The organism is Streptomyces sp. NPDC000941 (genome assembly GCF_053599555.1).
Genome location: NZ_JBSFMM010000015.1, coordinates 67,292 through 84,641 on the forward strand (window position 1 = coordinate 67,292; position 17,350 = coordinate 84,641).

Here is a 17,350-nt window from a genome sequence, read left to right on the forward strand (position 1 = left end):
GGGCCAATCCGGTTAACCGGTTGGTCAATGGGGGCCGGACACCGCATCCGGCCCCCATTCAGGCGACCAGACGCGGATCAGCCCGCCACCGGATAGAGGAGGCAGTCCTCGGGCCGGATGAGCAGATTGATCTCGTGTCCCTCGTGGCGGATGGAGCTCTCGGCGTGGATGTCGAGGTCGCCGACGGCGAGTTGGTACTCGAAGCGGGCGCCCGTGTAGGAACACTGCCTGATCTCCGCCCGGAGCACGTTGACGCCGTCCCCGGCCACATCCGCCCGCTCGGCGAGCGTGATGCGTTCGGAGCGCAGGCCCACCGTCGCGCTCTGGCCCTCCTTGACGCCCTGCGTCCGCACGACCTCCAAGTGGCGGCCGGTCGTGCCGAGTTCGACCCGGACCGTCTTCCCCTCAGCCGGAGCCCCGTCGATCCGGCCCTCCAGCAGATTGCACCGGCCGATGAAGCCCGCGACCTCCGGGGTGGCCGGGGTCTCGTAGATCTCGGTCGGGGTGCCCACCTGCTGGAGCCGGCCGTGCATGAACACGGCGATTCGGTCGGACAGGGACATGGCCTCGATCTGGTCGTGGGTGACATACACCGTGGTGATGCCGACCTCGCGCTGCAGGGACTTGAGCCAGACACGGGCCTGGTCACGCATCTTGGCGTCCAGGTTGGACAGCGGCTCATCCAGCAGCAGCACCCCCGGGGCGTAGACGATGCCGCGGGCGAGGGCGACGCGCTGCTGCTGGCCGCCGGAGAGCTGATGCGGATAGCGGTCGCGCAGATGCAGCATGTCGACCTTGTCGAGCGCATCGTTGATCAGGCGCTTCTGTTCGGCCTTGGAGACCTTGCGCAGCTTCAGCGGCAGGGCGAGGTTGTCGGCGATGGTCATATGCGGCCACAGTGCGTACGACTGGAAAACCAGCCCCAGGTTGCGGCCCTCCGGCGGCACCGCGGAGCGCGGATCGCCGTCGAAGAACACGCGGTCACCGACGCGTATGGTGCCGGAGTCGGGGTGTTCCAGGCCCGCCACACAGGCGAGGGTGGTGGACTTGCCGCAGCCCGACGGGCCCAGCAGGGTGAAGAACTCGCCGTCGGCGACGGTGAAGTTGATGTCCTCCAGCACGGAGTTGCCGGCGAAGGACTTCTTGAGATTCTCGACGACCAGCTCAGGCATTGCTCTTCTCCTTCTTGCCCTTCAGCAGGAGTCCGGCCAGGCCGGCGACGACGGCGGTGACGGCGATCTGCAGGGTGGCGAGCGCGGCGACGGAGCCGGTCTCGCCCTGGGTCCACAGATCGATGGCGGTGGTGCCGATGACCTGGGACTCGGCCCCCGCGAGGAACATGGCGGGCGCGTACTCGCGGATCATCTGGGTCCAGATGAGCAGGAAGGAGGCGAGCATCGCGGGCACCAGCAGGCGCAGCAGGATCCGGGAGACGGTGCGCCACCAGTCGGCTCCGGCGACCCGGGCGGCGTTGTCGAGCTCGCTGCCCAACTGCATGGTCGCCGGTGAGATGGCCCCGTACGCCGACGGCAGGGCCCGTACCCCGAAGGCGATGACCAGCGCGAGCAGCGTGCCGCGGATCGCGTCCCCGCCGGGCATCCAGGCGAAGGCCCAGAAGAAGCCGATGCCGATGATGAGCCCCGGCACCGCGTGCGGGGACTGCGCGGTGGTCTCCAGCAGCCGGGCCAGCCGGAAGTCGGAGCGGCGGGACACCAGGACCACGATGGTGCCGAACACCGTCACGGCGACCGCGCCGATGAAGGCCACGGTGATGCTGTTGGTGATCGACTCGGTGTAGGGCGCGTAGGAGAAGATCAGCCGGAAGTTGTCGAGGGTCAGCAGGTTCAGCGGGTTCACCAGCGGGGTGAGCAGTGAGGTGAACGCGCGCATGACCAGCGCGATCATCGGCAGCAGGGCGCCGAAGACGATGTACACCCCCACGAAGGCGAAGCCCGCCCACTTCCAGCCGCCGATGTCCAGAACGTTCGAACGGGTCGCCTTGCCGCGCACCGATACGAACCGCTGGGCGTGCTTGAGCAGCCGCGCCTGCACCACGACCAGGCCCACGGTGGTCACCAGCATGAAGGTGGAGGCCGCGCCGAGGAGCCCGTAGTCCGGACTGACGGCGTCGATGCCCTGCTCGTAGAGGAAGCTGGAGAAGAGGGTGATCTCCGACGGTTGGCCGAGGATCAGCGGGATGGAAAGGGTCTCGACCGCCGTGCCGAAGATGAGCAGTCCGGCGTAGAGCACCGGCGGCCGCAGCATGGGGACGACGATGGACCGCAGGATGCGCATCGGCCCCGCGCCCACGGTGCGGGCCGCGTTCTCCAGCGAGGTGTCCGACGCCGCGAGGGCGTTGGCGCAGAAGAGATACGCGACGGGGACCTGGGCGACGGCCTCGACGAAGGCCATACCGGGCAGCGAGTAGAGGTTCCACGGCACCCAGCCCACGCCCTGGCGCAGCGCGGTCGTCAGAAACCCGGCCGGGCCGTAGACCACGATCCAGCCGAAGGCCAGGACGAGCGGGGAGATGTAGATCGGCCAGCGCAGCACCTGACCGATCAGCCGGGCCGCGGGGAACTTCGTCCGCTCCAGCAGGATCGCCATCGGGATGGCTATCGCGAGGGCGAACACGGTGGTCAGCACGGCGAAGAGCAGGGTGTTGAGGATGATCGTGCCGAACTCCGCCTCGGTGAAGAGGTGGACGTAGTTCGACAGGGTGAAGGCCCCGCCCGCGGCGTACAGCGGCTGGTTGCGGACCGACTGGTAGAGGATCGGGAGGACCGGGGCGAGCACGAGCGCGGCGGTGACGAGGAACGTCAGCCAGTGGATGGTGACTTCACGGCCGGCGCCGAACAGGCGCCGGTAGTGCGGTGTGCCCAGCTCGCCCGCCCGCAGGGTGCGTGGCGGGGTGGGCGCCGGGGGTGTCTGAGTGGCCATGGCGACTCCGTACGAGGATGACGATGCCGGTGCTGCCCTGCAGTGCCGGCGATGACGGCGGCAGTGCGGGCGATGACGGCGGCAGTGCGGGCGATGACGGCGGCGAAGGGGGGCGGTGACGGGCGGGCAGGTCAGCCCATGGCCTTCTCCCAGCGCGCGAGGTACTTGTCCTGTGTCTCCTCCGGCACCTCGGTGTAGCGGTAGAGGTGCACGCGGTCGGAGCCGAGCTTGCGCCGGATGTCCTGGAGGCTGTCGGTGTCGTCCTGCGCCACGCCCTCCCGGTACGGCGTCAGACCGCCCTTGGCGACCGCGGCCTGGCCCTCGGCGGAGAGCAGGAAGTCGACGAAGAGGCGCGCGGCGCCTGCGTGCGGCGCCGTTTTGACGATCGACGCCGCACGGGGGACGACGACGGTCCCCTCGGCGCAGTACGACCAGCCGAGCAGGCCGCCGCTGCCCTCGGCGGCCGGTACGGCCACACCGCCGCTGAGGTTGAACGAGGCGTCGTACTCGCCCGAGACGACCTTCTCCACGAGCGTGCCCGACGAGTGGTCCGCCCGGGCGAAGGGCAGGATGCGCGCGAAGGTCTCCCAGCCGCCCGCGACCGTGCTGGTGTAGCCCTGGTTGGTGGAGTAGCCGTAGGCGTTACTGGGGTCGTACACGCCGAATTTGCCGCGGAAGCGGGACGGCTTGGCCTCGGCGATGTCCGCCAGGGAGACGAGGCCCTTGGGGTACTGGGACGCGTCGAGGGTCTTGCGGTTGTACAGGACGACCACGGGGTCGGTGGAGAACACCCAGACGCCGGACATCATCTCGGCGCAGTCCGGCAGGTGGCCCTTCTCCGGCGAGGTGTAGTCGGCGGCCAGTTCGCGCTTGGCGTAGTCCCCCCAGAGGGGGCCGCCGTTGGAGACCAGCAGGTCGGCGGGGGAGCCACCGGTGGCGGCCTCGCTGTAGTACCGCTCGTAGACGGCGGAGCTGCCGAGGTTGGTGGCCCGGATGTCCGCCAGCCACGGGTAGTGGTCCGTAAAGGCGTCGAAGATCGGCTGCCAGGCGGTCTGCGAGGTGTTCGAGTAGATCAGGAGCTTCTTCTCGCGGCGCGAGGCGTCGACGATCTTCTTGTACGAGGCGGGGTAGTAGCCGGGGTTCGGCTGCGCGGCGGCGTTCGCGTCCGTGGTGGTACAGCCGCTGAGCGCGCTGCCGGTGACGGCGAGGGCGCAGGCGGCGGCGGTGCCGCGCAGAACGCCGCGGCGCGACGGCCTGCGATCGGGTTCCGCTGCGGCTACGCGGCCGAAACGGGTGGAAAACATGGGGGCTCTTCTCGTATGGGCGCGACGGCGCTGTCAGCTGCGTCGAGAGCACCGAACCCGGCGGCTGAATCCGCCGGTGTGAGGGTGTCGGCGCTGCTCCCGTTGGTTTTCGAAGACGATGACCGCAACCGGTCTACCTGTCAACCATTTGCGCTAGGTTGGTTCCTGTCGACGGAGCTCGACGGAGCTCGACGGGGGATCGACCGGAGGTCGTGCCGAGATTTCCGGGCGGCGGACGTGCGACCCCGGGCGTACGGCATCGGTGTCGGTTTCGGTGTCGCGGAGGGTTACGGTGTCGATCGTGCGCGACAGTCCTGCCGCGCCGGGGGACCACCGGATTGGGGAGGCTGCGGGCATGGCCGGGCTGGCACGGATCGAACGGGAGGAGCCGCAGGCTCCCGCGGTGGAGGTGGCGCGCCGCCTGCTGGATCATCTGCTGGTGTCGGGCCAGCTCAGGGCCGGTGACCGGCTGCCGCCCGAGCGGGAGCTCGCGGAGACCTTCGGCGTGGGCCGCTCGGCCGTGCGCGAAGCACTCAAGTCCCTGTCGCTGCTCGGGCTCCTGGAGATCCGGCAGGGCGACGGCACCTATCTGCGCGGCGCCACCTCGGACCTGTTGCCGCAGGTCCTGGAGTGGGGGCTGATGCTGGGCGACCACACCATGGACGAGCTCCTGGAGGCGCGTGCGTGCGTGGAGGTCGACCTCGCGGAACTGGCCGCCCTGCGCAGGACGGACAACGACGTCACCGCCCTGGAGGCCCATCTGGCCAAGATGGCGGCGGAACACGACGACCCCGAGCGCTATCTGGAGGCCGATCTCGCCTTCCACCGGGCGCTGGCCCAGGCCTCGCACAACAGCGCCCTGGCCGGCCTCCAGGCCCGGCTGGAGGCGCTGGTGGCGGTGTGGATCCGGCAGAACATCCGTAAGCCGGGGGAGGGGCGGCTCGGCGAGCACGACGCCGTACTGGAGGCCGTACGGGCCAAGAACCCGCGTGCGGCGCGGGCGGCCATGCACGCCCATATGGACTCGGCGACCCGTCGGCTGCGCGCTCGGCTCGGCGGGCGGCGATGAAGGTGTAGGGAGCAGCGGGTCCTCCCAGTGGGCTCTGAAACCGGTTAACCGGTTGATGTATGGGTGAGGGTGACGGCATTCTCTCCCCGCGGATGAGGCTCGTACTGTTCGTGTCGCTCGTACCGCTCGTACCGCTCATGACGTTCACGACGTGGAGAGGGCGCGGCGGACCACGTACGGCAGGATGCCGCCGTGCCGGAGGTAGTCCAGCTCCTGGCCGGAGAAGATCCGCAGCCGTAGCTCCACGGTGGCATGGTCGGCTTCCGGGCCTTCCGGGCCGCGCAGATGGAGGGTGACACGGTTGGTGCCGACGGTCAGGGTGTCGAGCCCTTCGAAGGACAGCTCCTGTTCGCCGGTGAAGGGATGGGGCGACGCTTCGTCGCCCTCGGCGAACTCGAACGGCAGGACGCCCATGCCGATCAGATTGGAGCGGTGAATGCGTTCGTACGACTCGGCGATCACCGCCCGCACCCCCAGCAGGGCCTGGGCCTTGGCCGCCCAGTCCCGGCTGGAGCCGGCCCCGTAGTTGCGGCCGGCGACGACGACCAGGTCGCAGCCCGCCTCCCGGTAGGTCGGCGCGGCCTGGTGGACGGGCAGGACGCGGGCGCCGTCGGCCGTGTACGCATGGCCGCCGGGTCCCGGCTGCGCGTCGGGGGCGTCGAGCAGCAGATTGGTGACGGCGGCGTTGGTGAAGGCGCCGCGCAGCATGACCTCGTGGTTGCTGCGGCGCGTGGAGTACTGGTTGAGATCGCGGCGGGCGACCCCGCGCTCGATGAGCCACTGTCCGGCCGCGCTGCGGGCGGGGATGGCGCCCGCGGGGGAGATGTGGTCGGTCGTGACGTTGTCGCCGAGCAGCAGCAGGACCCTGGCCCGGTCGATCCTGAGATGGGCCGGCGGGTGGGCGGACAGCCCGGTGAGATGCGGAGGGCGGCGGATATACGTCGACTCCGGGGCCCAGGGGAAGCGGGTGCCGCCGGGCGCGTCGATCTCCTGCCAGGCCGGGGTGCCCTGCCGGATGCGCGCGGCGTTGGCGCGGAACATCTCCGGCCGTACGAACCGCGCGACACACGCGGCGACGTCCTCGTCGGAGGGCCACAGATCCTTGAGATAGATGGGGCGGCCTTCGCGGTCGGTCCCCAAAGGCTCATGGTCGAAGTCGTGCAGGACCGAGCCGGCCAGGGCGTAGGCGACGACCAGCGGCGGGGAGGCGAGATACGAGAGGGAGATCCGCGGGTTGACCCGGCCCGCGAAGTTGCGGTTGCCGGACAGGACGGCCACCGGCTCGGCCGCTCCCTCCTCCGCGAGGTGTTCCATCGCCGGGTGCAGCGGGCCCGAGTTGCCGATGCAGGTCATACAGCCGAAGCCGACGATGTGGAAACCGGTCTGCTCCAGGGCGGGCAGCAGCCCGGCCTCGCGCAGATACTCCTCGACGACCCGTGAGCCGGGGGAGAGCGATGTCTTGACCCAGGGCTTGGCGGTCAGCCCCGCCTGGACCGCCCGCTCGGCGAGCAGGCCCGCCTGCACGATCAGGGCCGGGTTGGCGGTGTTGGTGCAGCTGGTGATGGCGGCGATGGCGACCGGGCCGCCGGGCAGCGGTTCGCCGAAGGTGTCCGCCGCGGTGGTTGTACGGCCCGCCGCCTGCCGGAACGAGGCCGGGACCTGGGACAGCGGCAGCCGCTGGTGCGGCAGGTTCGGGCCGGCCACGCTGGGCTCGACGGTGCCCAGATCGAGGTCGAGCAGCTGGTCGTAGCGGGGGACGGGACGGTCGTCGGTGCGCTTGAGGCCCTGGGCGGTGAGATAGGCGTCGACGAGACGCACGTGTTCGTCGTCCCGTCCGCTCAGCCGCAGATATGCGGCGGTTTCGTCGTCGTACGGGAAGTAGACGCAGGTCGCGCCGTACTCGGGCGCCATGTTGGACACCGCGGCGCGTTCGGCCCAGCCCAGCGTGGTGACGCCGTCACCGCAGAACTCGACGAACTTGTTCACCACGCCCGTGGCGCGCAGCAGCTCGGTCAGGGTCAGCGCGAGATCGGTGGCGCCGACACCGGGGCGCAACCGGCCGGTCAGCCGGACGCCGACCACATCCGGGTGGGGGATGGTGACCGGTTCGCCGAGCATGGCGGCCTGTCCTTCGAGGCCGCCGACTCCCCAGCCGACGACGCCCAGGGCGTTGATCATCGGGGTGTGGCTGTCGGTGGCGACGAGCACGTCCGGATGCAGCCAGGGCAGGCCGCCGTCCTCCGGGTCCGACATCCACACCACCCGGGCCAGCGCCTCCATGTTGACCTGGTGGATGATCCCGGTGCCGGGCGGGACCACGCGGAAGTTGCGCACGCTGCGCTCGGCCCACTTCACCATCTCGTACCGCTCGCCGTTGCGGCGGAAGTCGATCAGGAGGTTGCGCTCGACGGCGTCGGCGCGGCCGTACTCCTCGACGATCACGGAATGGTCCACGGTCAGGTCCACGGGGATCGACGGCTGGAGCCGTTCGGGATCCCCGCCGAGTTCGGCGACGCTGTCGCGCATGGCCGCGAAATCGGCCAGGGCCGGGAGGCACGTGGTGTCGTGCAGCATGATCCGGTTCGGATGCACCGGCACCTCACCGACTCCGCTTCCGGCACGGGCCCGCGCCACCATGTCCGGCAGCGCCTGGGGTGAGCGTCGTGCCACGTTCTCCAGCAGCACCCGCACCGCGTAAGGCAGCGCGTCCAGCTCCACGGAGGGCAGGATCCGGTCCAGGGGCTGATAGCGGTAGGAGCGGCCCTCGACGGTGAGCACAGCGGTGTGGTCGGCGTTCATGATCCCCTGCTGTCGTCGGCATGGTGGTGTGTCGGCGAGATCGGCGAGAGCACATCAGCGGATTGCCTCAGCCATCGGTGAGATTGCATCGGCGATTCAAGGAAGTACAAACATGCCTGCTGGTGCCTTGACCTCGCGGTGTATCGCACTCATATTGTCTCACGCCGCTCATTGATACAACCCGCTCAACCCGCTCAGCCGTTTGAGCCGTCTGGAGCCCCTCATGGCGATCAACGTCGATCAGAGCGAGGCCACCGCGACGATGCGCACCGTCTCCCGGCGCATCCTCCCGTTCCTCTTCCTGCTCTACGTCGTGAACTACATCGACCGCGCGAACATCGGGTTCGCCGCCCTGGAGATGAACAAGGAACTGCGCCTGAGCAGTCAGGCGTTCGGCCTGGCCGCCGGCCTGTTCTTCTGGGGCTACTTCCTCTTCGAGGTGCCCAGCAACCTGGCGCTCGCCCGGTTCGGCGCCCGCCGCTGGATCGCCCGGATCCTGGTCAGCTGGGGCATCCTCGCCACCGTCATGGCCTTCACCCACTCCGCCACCCAGCTCTACGTCCTGCGTTTTCTACTGGGCGTGGCCGAGGCCGGGTTCTTCCCCGGCATGGTCATCTACCTCACGTACTGGTTCCGCAAGAAGGAGGTCGCCACCGCCACCGCGCTGTTCCTCACCGCGATCCCCGCCTCGTACGTCCTCGCCGCCCCGCTCAGCGCGCTGATCATGGACCATGTCGACTGGTTCGGGCTCAGCGGCTGGCGCTGGATGTTCATCCTGGAAGGCGCCCCGGCCGTGCTGCTCGGCATCGCCTGCTACTTCGTGCTCACCGAGAAGCCGACCGACGCGAAGTGGCTGACCGAGCGCCAGCGCCAGTGGCTGACGGCGGAGCTGGACAAGGAACAGCAGGCCAACCCGCAGGCGAAGAAGCTGAACACGCTGAAGGTGATGGCCGACCCCAAAGTGCTGTTGCTGGCCGTCATCTACTTCGTCTACCAGGCCGGCAGCCTCGGCGTCGGCTACTGGCTGCCGCAGATCGTGAAGGAGTTCTCCGCCGGGCTCGGCAACACCGCGATCGGTTTCATCAGCGCGATTCCGTATGTCGTCGCCGCGGTGGGCATGGTGTGGTGGTCGCGCCGTTCCGACCGGCTGGCCGAGCGCAAGCTGCATTCGGCGATCCCGCTGGCGCTGGCGGCCGTCGCGCTGTGTGCGGCGGGCTTCGCCCACTCGCCGGTGCTGGGCATGTCCCTGATCGCCATCTCGCTGACCGGCATGTACAGCTTCAAATCGCCGTTCTGGGCGCTGCCGACGCTGTTTCTGACCCGCTCCACGGCCGCGGTCGCGGTCGCGGTGGTCAACTCCATCGGCAACCTCGGCGGGTTCTTCGGCCCGTACGCGATCGGCTGGGCCAAAGGCTCGACGGGGAGCGCCACCGGTGGCCTGTTGTTCCTGGGCACGCTGACCGCCGTGGCCTTCGTCCTCACCCTGGCCATCAGGGTGGGCGGAGGCGGGACACCCCCGGCCGACTCCAGCGCGACCTCGGATCAGGGTCGGCGCACCTCGCCGGTCACGTCCTAGCTCTCCGGCCGGCCCTCCTCGCCGATCCCGGTCTTGATCGACCGCACCTTGTCCAGATGCGCGCCGAGGAAGGCGGACGCCTCCCTCAGGTCCCCGCTCTCCACCAGGTCCAGGAGCCTCAGATGCTCCCGGGCCTGGTTGGCGAGGCGGGAGCGGTCGATCTGGTGGCGGTACTCGATCAGCCGGCGCAGCCGGTTCTGGCGCCGTACGGCATCGAGCAGGAACTGGTTGCCGGAGCAGCCCACCAGCATCTCGTGGAACGAGGCGTTGACCTGGAACAGTTCGGCGCGTGGCAGCAGCAGGATGTCCCCGTGCAGCAGGGCTTCCTGCTGCTGCCGATGGCGTGCGAAGGCGTCGGTGTCCACGGTGAAGCCCGGCTCCAGCAGCGCGGCCGGCTCGATGATCATCCGGAACCGGTAGCTCTGGTCATGTGCGTCGACGGTGGCCATGACGTGCTGGAACTCCCAGCCCCGGCCGCCCGCCTTGCGCCGCACCAGGTCCTCGCCCTCCATCCGGGACAGCACCCGGTCGGCCTGGCGGGGGGTGAGCCGGTAGCGGCGGCCGATGTCGGCCGCGGTGAAGGAGCCGGTGAACCGGCCGCCGACGTAGTCGTCCGCGATCTCGAAGTACGCGGACTGCTCCACGTCCTCGCCCTCGCTCGGATCCGGCCGGGCGAGGGCGCCCGCGTCACGCGCGAGGAAGAAGCCGCGGTTTTGGATCCGGTCGAGGATGCCGACCTCGGCCAGGAAGACCATCGCCTTGCGCACCGGCGTACGGGAGACCTCCAGCTCGTCCGCCGCCCACTGCTCGGTGACATGGGCGCCCTCTTCGAGGCCGCTGCGGCGCATCAGGTCCACCAGTCGGGTGGCCATCGAGGTGGTCAAATTGGGCCGCGACATCGCTCCTGCGCTCTTCATGTGGTGGGTCGGCAAAGCCTCATCCTACGAATCCCGGCGGAGGAAGAGGACACACACCGGCGAGCCGGTGTGCACCACATGGCCGGTGGGCCGGAGCCCGCCGCTCACGGCGTCGACGTCGTAGGTGACGATGGTGTGGCTGCGCTCATTGGCGGCGTACAGCTTCCGGCCGTCCGGGCTCAGACAGAAGAACCGCGGCCGGATGCCCCCGGTGGAGGTCCAGCCCGCGGGCCGCAGCAGCCCCGTCTTCGCGGACACCTTGAACACCCCGATGGTGTCGGGCTCGGGCCCGCCCGGGCTGGTGTCCCCCGCGCCACCGCGGTTGGAGGCGTACACGAACCGCCCGTCCGGGCTGACCGCGATCTCCGCGCCCCGGCTGTCACCGGTCGTCGTCGGCTCGGTGCCGGCGAGGATCTGGAGCGCTCGGAGAGCACCGCGCCCGGCGTCCCAGTGGTGGCAGGTCACCGTCGAGCGCAACTCGTCGATGGTGTACGCGTACGGCAGATGGGGGTGGAAGGCGAGGTGCCGGGGGCCGGCGAACTCGCGGGTCGCGACGGACGGGACGGGGCCGTACGACAGCTTCCCGGATCCCTTGTCCAGCGCGAGCGTGAAGATCCGGTCCAGTCCCTTGTCCGGTACGACGACGAAGCGGCCGTCGGGCGAGAAGGGTACGTGGTGCGGCTTGGCGCCGGTCTGTTCGGTGCGGTGCGGGCCCGGCTCGCCCGGCAGGGAGAGCAGATCGGCGAGCGGGCCGAGCCGGCCGTCGTCCAGCAGGGGCAGGGTCGCCACCGTCCCGGAGGAGTGATTGGCCACCACCAGGAAACGGTTGGACGGATCCACCGCGAGATGCGCCGGATTGCGGCCACCGGTCTCCTGCTGCCCGAGCGCGGTGAGCAGTCCGGACGCCGGATCGATGCGGTAGGCGCTGACGTAGCTGAGGTCGCCGTGCACCGCGTACAGGAAGCGCCGGGTGCGGTCGGTGGCCAGGAACGTCGGATTGTCCAGTTCGACGGTCTGGAGCAGTGTCCAGCCCTCGCCGTCGGGTCCCACGTCGTACACCTCGATGCCTCTGCCCCGGCCTTCGCGTGCGGCCGTGGTCCGGGAGCCCACGTAGGCGAGGGTGGAACTGCTGGCGGTGAGGGTCACATCGGCTCCCGTTCCTGGTGGCTGATCCGGTGGGAGAATTGTATCTGTGCGAGGTTTGATACAACAATGGCTGTTGGTTCTGTCTCCGCTCCCACCCCAGGAGGACCCGATGCCCGCCACCGCGATCCCCACCGCCGACCTCGCCGATCAGTACGGCGGCCAACTGCGTGTCTGCGACGTCCAGTTCACCTCGTACGGGGCCGTCCGCTCCTTCTCGGGGCCGATCCGGACCGTCTCCTGCCACAACGACAACGCCCTGCTGCACACCCTGCTCAGCGAGCCCGGCGACGGACACGTCGTGGTCGTCGACGGCCGCGCCTCCCTGCACACCGCCCTGCTCGGCGACCTCATGGCCGAACGCGCCCGGGACAACGGCTGGGCAGGCGTCGTGATCCTCGGCGCGGTCCGGGACGTCGCCGCCCTGGCCCGCGTGTCCGTCGGTGTGCAGGCCCTCGGCACCAATCCGCGCAAGAGCGGGAAGGCCGGGCAGGGCGAGGTCGACGTTCCGGTGTCCTTCGGCGGTGTCACCTTCACCACCGGCGACATCCTGCACGCCGACGAGGACGGAGTGGTGCTGCTTCCGGCAACCACATCGATCGGGTAGCGGTGGAGCTACGCCTGCGCGGACGCACCCCGTACCCTCGTGGCGACCGGGATCACCGACTGAAGACGGAGAAGAGCATGATCACGGAGATCGCCCAGATCGAGGTCCGCCCCGGCAGCGAGGAGGAGTTCGAGAAGGCCGTGGCCGAGGCCGTCCCGCTCTTCCTCGCCGCGGACGGCTGCGAGGGAATCGACCTCACCCGCAGCGTCGAGGAGCCGTCCCGCTACCGGCTCATGGTGCGGTGGGAAACCGTCGAACACCACACCGTGACCTTCCGCCAGTCCGACGCCTTCACCCGGTGGCGGGCCCTCGCCGGCCCGTACTTCGCCGCTGCGCCGCAGGTCGAGCACGTACGCTCCGTCCTTGCCCCATGACCGGCGGCCGGGACCGAACCGGTCCCGGCCATCACCGTCAGCGGGGAGCGGACGGATGTGGCCCCTGCGCATGCTGCTTGACGAGTTCGTACGACCGCAGCCGGGCCGCCAGCGCATGGACCGGTGTCACCAGCATCAGTTCGTCCGCGCCGGTCGCCTCCGCCAGTTCCGCCAGGCGCCGCACGACGGTCTCGGGTGCGCCGTAAGCCTGCTGGGCCCCGAAGGCCGCCAGCGCCTGCCGCTCCTCCGCGGTGAACGGGTGCGCGGACGCCTCGGCGGGCGTGGGGAACGGGCTCTCGCTGTGTCCCTTGAGGAGCCCGGCCTTGACGACGTTCATCGGGCTGGCCAGCCGTATCGCCTCCTCCTGGGTCTCGGCGCACACCGTCTCCACGCACACCAGCACGCGGGGGCGGTCACACCACGGGGAGGGGGAGAAGTGTGCGCGGTAATGGTCGAGCGCGGCCAGGGTGTTGTCGGGACGGATGTGATGGGCGAAGGCGATGGGCAGGCCGAGTTCCGCGGCGAGCGCGGCACCGGCGGGACTGGAGGACAGCAGCCACGGCTCCGGAAGAGGGCCGAGCGCTACCTCGTCGACCAGGAACCGCAGCGTGGAGGCCACATCGTCCCGGTACTCGCCGTCCGTCGTCGGCCCGGCGCCGCGCCGCAGCGCCCGGGCGGTGGACTCGTCGAAGGTGCCCGGACCGCGGCCGATGCCCAGATCGATCCGGTCGGGGTGCAGCGCGGCGAGTGTGCCGAACTGTTCCGCCAGCATGATGGGGGCGTGGTTGGGCGCGAGGACACCTCCCGAGCCCAGGCGGATGGCCGAAGTCGACGCGGCCGCATGGGCGGTGAGCACGACGGGCGGGAACGCGCCGATGGCGGGGGAGTGGTGGTGCTCGGCGTACCAGAGCCGGCGGTAGCCGAGGGCGTCGAGACGCTGGGCGAAGGCCGTGGTGTCGCGCAGCGTGTCCACGGCCCGCGTGCCGGCCTGGACCATGGCGACTTCCAGCGCGGAGAGCGGCAGGTCGATCATGCAGCGAGCATAGGGACTACCGGCCGCCTCGGTCGGCTGTTCGCCCCAGGACGGTCCCGAGGGCGGTCCCGAGGGCGGTCCCGAAAACGGGCCTGAGGCAAGGCGGTTGGCACGTGTCTCAGGGCGTACCGGAATCCGCGGGCAGCACGAGCCGGAAGACGCTGCCGCGGCCCGTATCCGTCTCGAGTTCCAGCCGGCCGCCGTGGCCCTGGGCGATCGCGCTCGCGATGGCCAGGCCGAGGCCGGAGCCGCCGTGGTCGTGGGAGCGGGACGGGTCGACCCGGTAGAAGCGTTCGAAGACCCGCTCGGCGGCTTCCGGGGACAGCCCGGGGCCATGGTCCGCCACCTCCAGCACGCAGATCCGCGCCCCTTCCCGCAGCGGTGGCGACGGGCTCGTGCGGCCGGGGCGGTCCGTGCCGCCGGTGGCGGGGCCGGCCCGGCCAGTGCCCACTCGCACGTCCACCCGCGTACCGGGCGGAGTGTGGGTCAGCGCGTTGGACAGCAGATTGCCCACGACCTGCCGCAGCCGATGCGGATCGCCGGTCGTCTCGGCCAGCTCCAACTCCTCCTCCTCGGAGGCTGCCCCGGTGCCGAGGGCGCCCAGTCTGATCGGGTGTCCATGGCTCTGGTGTGCGGCCGCGCTCACGGAGTCGGCGGCGACCGACAGCATGTCGACCCGCTCGCTGCGGTAGTCGGGTTCCTTGTCCAGCTTGGCCAGCAGCAGCAGATCGTCGACCAGCAGGCTGATCCGCTCGGCGTTCTGGACGATCAGCCGGTCGGCCTCGCGCCGTTCGGCGCTCGGCCGTCCCTCATGGCGCAGGGCCAGTTCGGCGAAGCCCTGGATGGACGTCAGCGGAGTGCGCAGTTCGTGTCCGGCGTCGGCGACGAACCGGCGCAGCCGGGCCTCGGAGGACTCGCGTTCACGGAGGGCTTGTTCCAGCCTCTCCAGCATCGTGTTCAGCACGGTGCCGAGGCGGCCCGTCTCGGTACGGGGGTCGGTGTCCGGCAGCCGCAGGCTCAGATCGCTGGCCGTGATGTCCTGTGCCGAGCGCTCCATACGGGTCAGCGGCAGCAGCCCGATCCGGACCACCCACCGGCTGAGCGCGATCAGACCGGTGAGGGTGGCGGCCAGCACGATGGCGTTGAGCCACAGCAACTTGGAGGTCGCACCGTCGAATGTGTCCAGGGGCAGCGCGACGACATACGAGGTGTGATCGGGTGCGGCCTTCTTCTGGATCCGCCAGTGGCCGTCACCGGAGACGGCGGCAACGGTGGCCGGGCGGCCGTCGGCAAGGTGCAACCGGCTGACGGAACCCGGCAGATCCGGACCCGGAGCCTTGCCGCCGCCGAGAATGCCCCGCTTGTGGCCCGTCGCGTCGAAGAAGGTGAGGCGGAAGTCGGAGGGCAGGGTCACGGAGCCGGGGTTCGGCGGCCGGGGCACCCGCTCGGGATCGACGTCACGGGCGAAGGCCTGCTGCGGCAGGACGAAGTCGTCGAGCTGCTGATCGACGCGGTTGAGCAACCATGTGCGCAGCACCAGGAATCCGATGGTCTGAGCGGCGAGCACCGCCACGGCGGCCAGCAGCGCCGCGCCCCACACCAGGCGGCTGCGCAACGACCCGGGCCGTTTGGCGGCGCCCAGCCGGATCCGGCGGATCATCCCTCGGTCCACGGGGTGTGGTCGCGCGGCAGGCGCAGGCAGTACCCCACGCCCCGCTGAGTGTGGATCAGTGGCGGATCGAGGTGGTCGATCTTGCGCCGCAGGTATCTCACATACGTTTCGACGATGCGGCCGTCGCCGGAGAAGTCGTAGCCCCAGACCCGGTCCAGGATCTGGGTCTTGCTCAACACCCGGTTGGGGTTCTCCATCAGGAAGGCGAGCAGCTTGAACTCGGTCGGGGACAGCGGGATGTACTGCCCCGCCCGATGGACCTCATGCGCCCGCTCGTCCAGTTCGAGGTCCGCGTAGCGCAGCACCTCGGCCTCGTCCTCGCCCACCTCGTACGGGACATCGTGCCCCGTACGGCGCAGGATGGCGCGGATGCGAAGCAACACTTCCTCGATGCTGAACGGCTTGCCGACGTAGTCGTCGCCACCCGCACCGAGGCCGGCGATGCGGTCGCCGACCTCGGTGCGGGCCGTCAGGAACAGGACCGGTGTGCGCACGCCGACCGCGCGCAGGCTTCGGGTGACCTCGAAGCCGTCGAGGTCGGGCAGCATCACATCGAGCAACAGGAGGTCGGGGCGGAAACGCTCGACCCCCAGCAGGGCGTCACGCCCCGTGGCGGCGCTGCTCACCTGGTATCCGGACAGGCCCAGGGCCGACTCCAGCAGCAGGCGGATGCCGGGGTCGTCCTCGACGACGAGGATGCGGTGGGTGAGCTGGGTGGCGGGCTGCTCGGCCATGGCGTGTGGCGGTCCGTTCTGCCGTCGGTCATATCGTGACGGTTACTTCTTGGCGGCGCAGTCGTACAACGTGGTGGCCATTCCCATCATGCCGGTCGGTCCGGAAGCCTTGTTTCCAGAGCTGCTGGTGCTGCCACCGTAGGCGGAGGCCGGGACCTTGGCGCAGTGGTCGCTGATCCACTCGGAGCGCTGGGAAGCAGCGCTGTCGCCGCCCGCCATCGCGCCGAAGGGGGTGCCGCCCGAGCGTGAGCCGGAGCCCAGGACGTAGCGCAGCTCACCCTTTCTGGTCCAGGTCTCCAGCTGCTGGACGGACGGCGCGTTGTCGGTGCCGATGAAGCCGCCCATGCCGATGACCGTCGCGTCGCTGTTCAGGATGAACGTGGACGCGCCGTTGGCGCCTCCCTCGACGGCGAGGCTGATCCGGGCGGAGCCGGAGCGCTCGACCGCGTAGTCGAGGATCTTGCGCTGATCGGCGGTGAGGTCGGTGCCTCCCAAGAGCCGGCCCAGGCCACCCATGCCTCCCGGGCTGCCGTTGCCGCCACTGCCACCGCCGAAGCCGGGAAATCCGGAGGGCATCCCGGACGGCGTACCCCCGGGCATCTCGCCCGTACCGCCGCCGAAGCCCCCAGGAAGCTCGAAGCCCCCGGGCCCGGAGCCCCCACCGGGGAAGGAGCCCGAGCCGAACGGCATGCCCCCAGCCGGTCCGGCCATGGGATTGGTGCCGCCCATCGCGGAGGTGGACCCGGGAACACTGACCGCCCAGGCACCGGGCGCCAGCAGCACCGCCAGGACGGCGCCACCCAGCGCGGCCGGCAGCAGCCGGCGCCGCAGCCCCGAGAGCAGCAGGAGCGCGATCGCGACGAGGCCGACGACCACCACCAGCCACGCCAGCCAGCCGTGCCACGACGACTGCCGCTCGATCACGACGACCGCCCAGACCATCGAGACCAGGACCGCCCCGGTCCCCGTCGGCAGGGCCCAGCGGGCACCGGCCCGATGGGCGCGGACCAGCGTGGTCACCAAGCCCGCGGTGAGCGCGGCGACGGCGGGGGCCAGCTGCGTCGTGTAGTACGGGTGGAAGGTGCCTTCTTGAGTGGAGAACACGAGCCCGCACACCACCAGCCAGGTCCCCCACAGGACCCACCCGGAGGCGGCCGGCGGCTCGCCCGTGGCCGTGCCGCC

13 protein-coding genes and 1 pseudogene are annotated in these 17,350 nt (G+C 70.3%); 4 read left to right on the forward strand and 10 right to left on the reverse strand.

The window, feature by feature from the left end:
* Positions 1-77: 77 nt before the first annotated feature.
* The 3 genes from ACWDSL_RS08190 to ACWDSL_RS08200 all read right to left on the reverse strand — a co-directional run bounded on the left by ACWDSL_RS08190 (position 78) and on the right by ACWDSL_RS08200 (position 4,244).
* The gene (locus tag ACWDSL_RS08190; protein WP_450482917.1) at positions 78-1,172 is read right to left on the reverse strand and encodes an ABC transporter ATP-binding protein; all 1,095 of its coding nucleotides are present in this window, start codon (positions 1,170-1,172) and stop codon (positions 78-80) included.
* On the reverse strand, positions 1,165-2,940 hold the full coding sequence (locus tag ACWDSL_RS08195; protein ID WP_450482919.1) for an ABC transporter permease: 1,776 nt from the start codon (positions 2,938-2,940) through the stop codon (positions 1,165-1,167). Before ACWDSL_RS08195 ends, ACWDSL_RS08190 begins: the two co-directional genes overlap by 8 nt.
* A 131-nt stretch (positions 2,941-3,071) precedes the next feature.
* Positions 3,072-4,244 (reverse strand): extracellular solute-binding protein, encoded by a 1,173-nt coding sequence (locus ACWDSL_RS08200; RefSeq protein WP_450482921.1) that lies wholly within the window; start codon positions 4,242-4,244, stop codon positions 3,072-3,074.
* Positions 4,245-4,599: 355 nt separating this feature from the next.
* Here ACWDSL_RS08200 and ACWDSL_RS08205 point away from each other — a divergent pair, with 355 nt between their 5' ends.
* Positions 4,600-5,313: a FadR/GntR family transcriptional regulator gene (locus ACWDSL_RS08205; RefSeq protein WP_450482923.1), complete on the forward strand. Its 714-nt coding sequence runs from the start codon at positions 4,600-4,602 to the stop codon at positions 5,311-5,313.
* Positions 5,314-5,457: 144 nt separating this feature from the next.
* Here the strand turns inward: ACWDSL_RS08205 and acnA are convergent, their stop codons facing one another.
* Positions 5,458-8,112 (reverse strand): aconitate hydratase AcnA, encoded by a 2,655-nt coding sequence (gene acnA, locus ACWDSL_RS08210; protein ID WP_450482925.1) that lies wholly within the window; start codon positions 8,110-8,112, stop codon positions 5,458-5,460.
* 223 nt (positions 8,113-8,335) lie between these two features.
* On the opposite strand from acnA, the gene ACWDSL_RS08215 reads away from it, so the two are divergent.
* Positions 8,336-9,688, forward strand: a complete 1,353-nt coding sequence (locus tag ACWDSL_RS08215; RefSeq protein ID WP_450482926.1) for an MFS transporter — start codon at positions 8,336-8,338, stop codon at positions 9,686-9,688.
* On the opposite strand, the gene ACWDSL_RS08220 is transcribed toward ACWDSL_RS08215, so the two are convergent.
* Together ACWDSL_RS08220 and ACWDSL_RS08225 are read right to left on the reverse strand one after the other, a co-directional pair.
* Entirely contained in the window at positions 9,685-10,587 is a 903-nt protein-coding gene (locus ACWDSL_RS08220) for a GntR family transcriptional regulator (protein WP_450482927.1), read from the reverse strand. The two genes, ACWDSL_RS08215 and ACWDSL_RS08220, sit on opposite strands and share 4 nt — an antisense overlap.
* Before the next feature lie 42 nt (positions 10,588-10,629).
* Entirely contained in the window at positions 10,630-11,751 is a 1,122-nt protein-coding gene (locus ACWDSL_RS08225) for a lactonase family protein (RefSeq protein WP_450482929.1), read from the reverse strand.
* A gap of 109 nt (positions 11,752-11,860) precedes the next feature.
* Here ACWDSL_RS08225 and rraA point away from each other — a divergent pair, with 109 nt between their 5' ends.
* Together rraA and ACWDSL_RS08235 are read left to right on the forward strand one after the other, a co-directional pair.
* Positions 11,861-12,355 carry a ribonuclease E activity regulator RraA gene (rraA, locus tag ACWDSL_RS08230; protein ID WP_450482931.1) on the forward strand — a complete coding sequence of 165 codons (495 nt, stop codon included), beginning with the start codon at positions 11,861-11,863 and terminating at the stop codon, positions 12,353-12,355.
* A gap of 77 nt (positions 12,356-12,432) precedes the next feature.
* Positions 12,433-12,729 carry an antibiotic biosynthesis monooxygenase family protein gene (locus ACWDSL_RS08235; RefSeq protein ID WP_014173446.1) on the forward strand — a complete coding sequence of 99 codons (297 nt, stop codon included), beginning with the start codon at positions 12,433-12,435 and terminating at the stop codon, positions 12,727-12,729.
* 37 nt (positions 12,730-12,766) lie between these two features.
* On the opposite strand, the gene ACWDSL_RS08240 is transcribed toward ACWDSL_RS08235, so the two are convergent.
* The 4 genes and pseudogenes from ACWDSL_RS08240 to ACWDSL_RS08255 form a co-directional block, all read right to left on the reverse strand.
* Positions 12,767-13,762: an MsnO8 family LLM class oxidoreductase gene (locus ACWDSL_RS08240; protein ID WP_450482934.1), complete on the reverse strand. Its 996-nt coding sequence runs from the start codon at positions 13,760-13,762 to the stop codon at positions 12,767-12,769.
* Positions 13,763-13,880: 118 nt separating this feature from the next.
* A complete protein-coding gene (locus ACWDSL_RS08245; protein ID WP_450482936.1) occupies positions 13,881-15,422 on the reverse strand; it encodes a sensor histidine kinase in 1,542 nt (513 codons plus the stop codon).
* Complete coding sequence (locus tag ACWDSL_RS08250) at positions 15,419-16,168, reverse strand: response regulator transcription factor (protein WP_450482938.1); 750 nt, start codon at positions 16,166-16,168, stop codon at positions 15,419-15,421. Before ACWDSL_RS08250 ends, ACWDSL_RS08245 begins: the two co-directional genes overlap by 4 nt.
* A gap of 42 nt (positions 16,169-16,210) precedes the next feature.
* Positions 16,211-17,350: pseudogene (locus ACWDSL_RS08255) on the reverse strand (ArnT family glycosyltransferase); the annotation flags it as partial.

What these genes read in the sequence shown, in the direction of transcription:
- ACWDSL_RS08190 (WP_450482917.1), bottom strand. Translation starts at nt 1,172, where the DNA reads ATGCCTGAGCTGGTCGTCGAGAATCTCAAGAAGTCCTTCGCCGGCAAC.
- ACWDSL_RS08195 (WP_450482919.1), bottom strand. Translation starts at nt 2,940, where the DNA reads ATGGCCACTCAGACACCCCCGGCGCCCACCCCGCCACGCACCCTGCGG.
- ACWDSL_RS08200 (WP_450482921.1), bottom strand. Translation starts at nt 4,244, where the DNA reads ATGTTTTCCACCCGTTTCGGCCGCGTAGCCGCAGCGGAACCCGATCGC.
- ACWDSL_RS08205 (WP_450482923.1), top strand. Translation starts at nt 4,600, where the DNA reads ATGGCCGGGCTGGCACGGATCGAACGGGAGGAGCCGCAGGCTCCCGCG.
- acnA (WP_450482925.1), bottom strand. Translation starts at nt 8,112, where the DNA reads ATGAACGCCGACCACACCGCTGTGCTCACCGTCGAGGGCCGCTCCTAC.
- ACWDSL_RS08215 (WP_450482926.1), top strand. Translation starts at nt 8,336, where the DNA reads ATGGCGATCAACGTCGATCAGAGCGAGGCCACCGCGACGATGCGCACC.
- ACWDSL_RS08220 (WP_450482927.1), bottom strand. Translation starts at nt 10,587, where the DNA reads ATGTCGCGGCCCAATTTGACCACCTCGATGGCCACCCGACTGGTGGAC.
- rraA (WP_450482931.1), top strand. Translation starts at nt 11,861, where the DNA reads ATGCCCGCCACCGCGATCCCCACCGCCGACCTCGCCGATCAGTACGGC.
- ACWDSL_RS08235 (WP_014173446.1), top strand. Translation starts at nt 12,433, where the DNA reads ATGATCACGGAGATCGCCCAGATCGAGGTCCGCCCCGGCAGCGAGGAG.
- ACWDSL_RS08240 (WP_450482934.1), bottom strand. Translation starts at nt 13,762, where the DNA reads ATGATCGACCTGCCGCTCTCCGCGCTGGAAGTCGCCATGGTCCAGGCC.
- ACWDSL_RS08245 (WP_450482936.1), bottom strand. Translation starts at nt 15,422, where the DNA reads ATGATCCGCCGGATCCGGCTGGGCGCCGCCAAACGGCCCGGGTCGTTG.
- ACWDSL_RS08250 (WP_450482938.1), bottom strand. Translation starts at nt 16,168, where the DNA reads ATGGCCGAGCAGCCCGCCACCCAGCTCACCCACCGCATCCTCGTCGTC.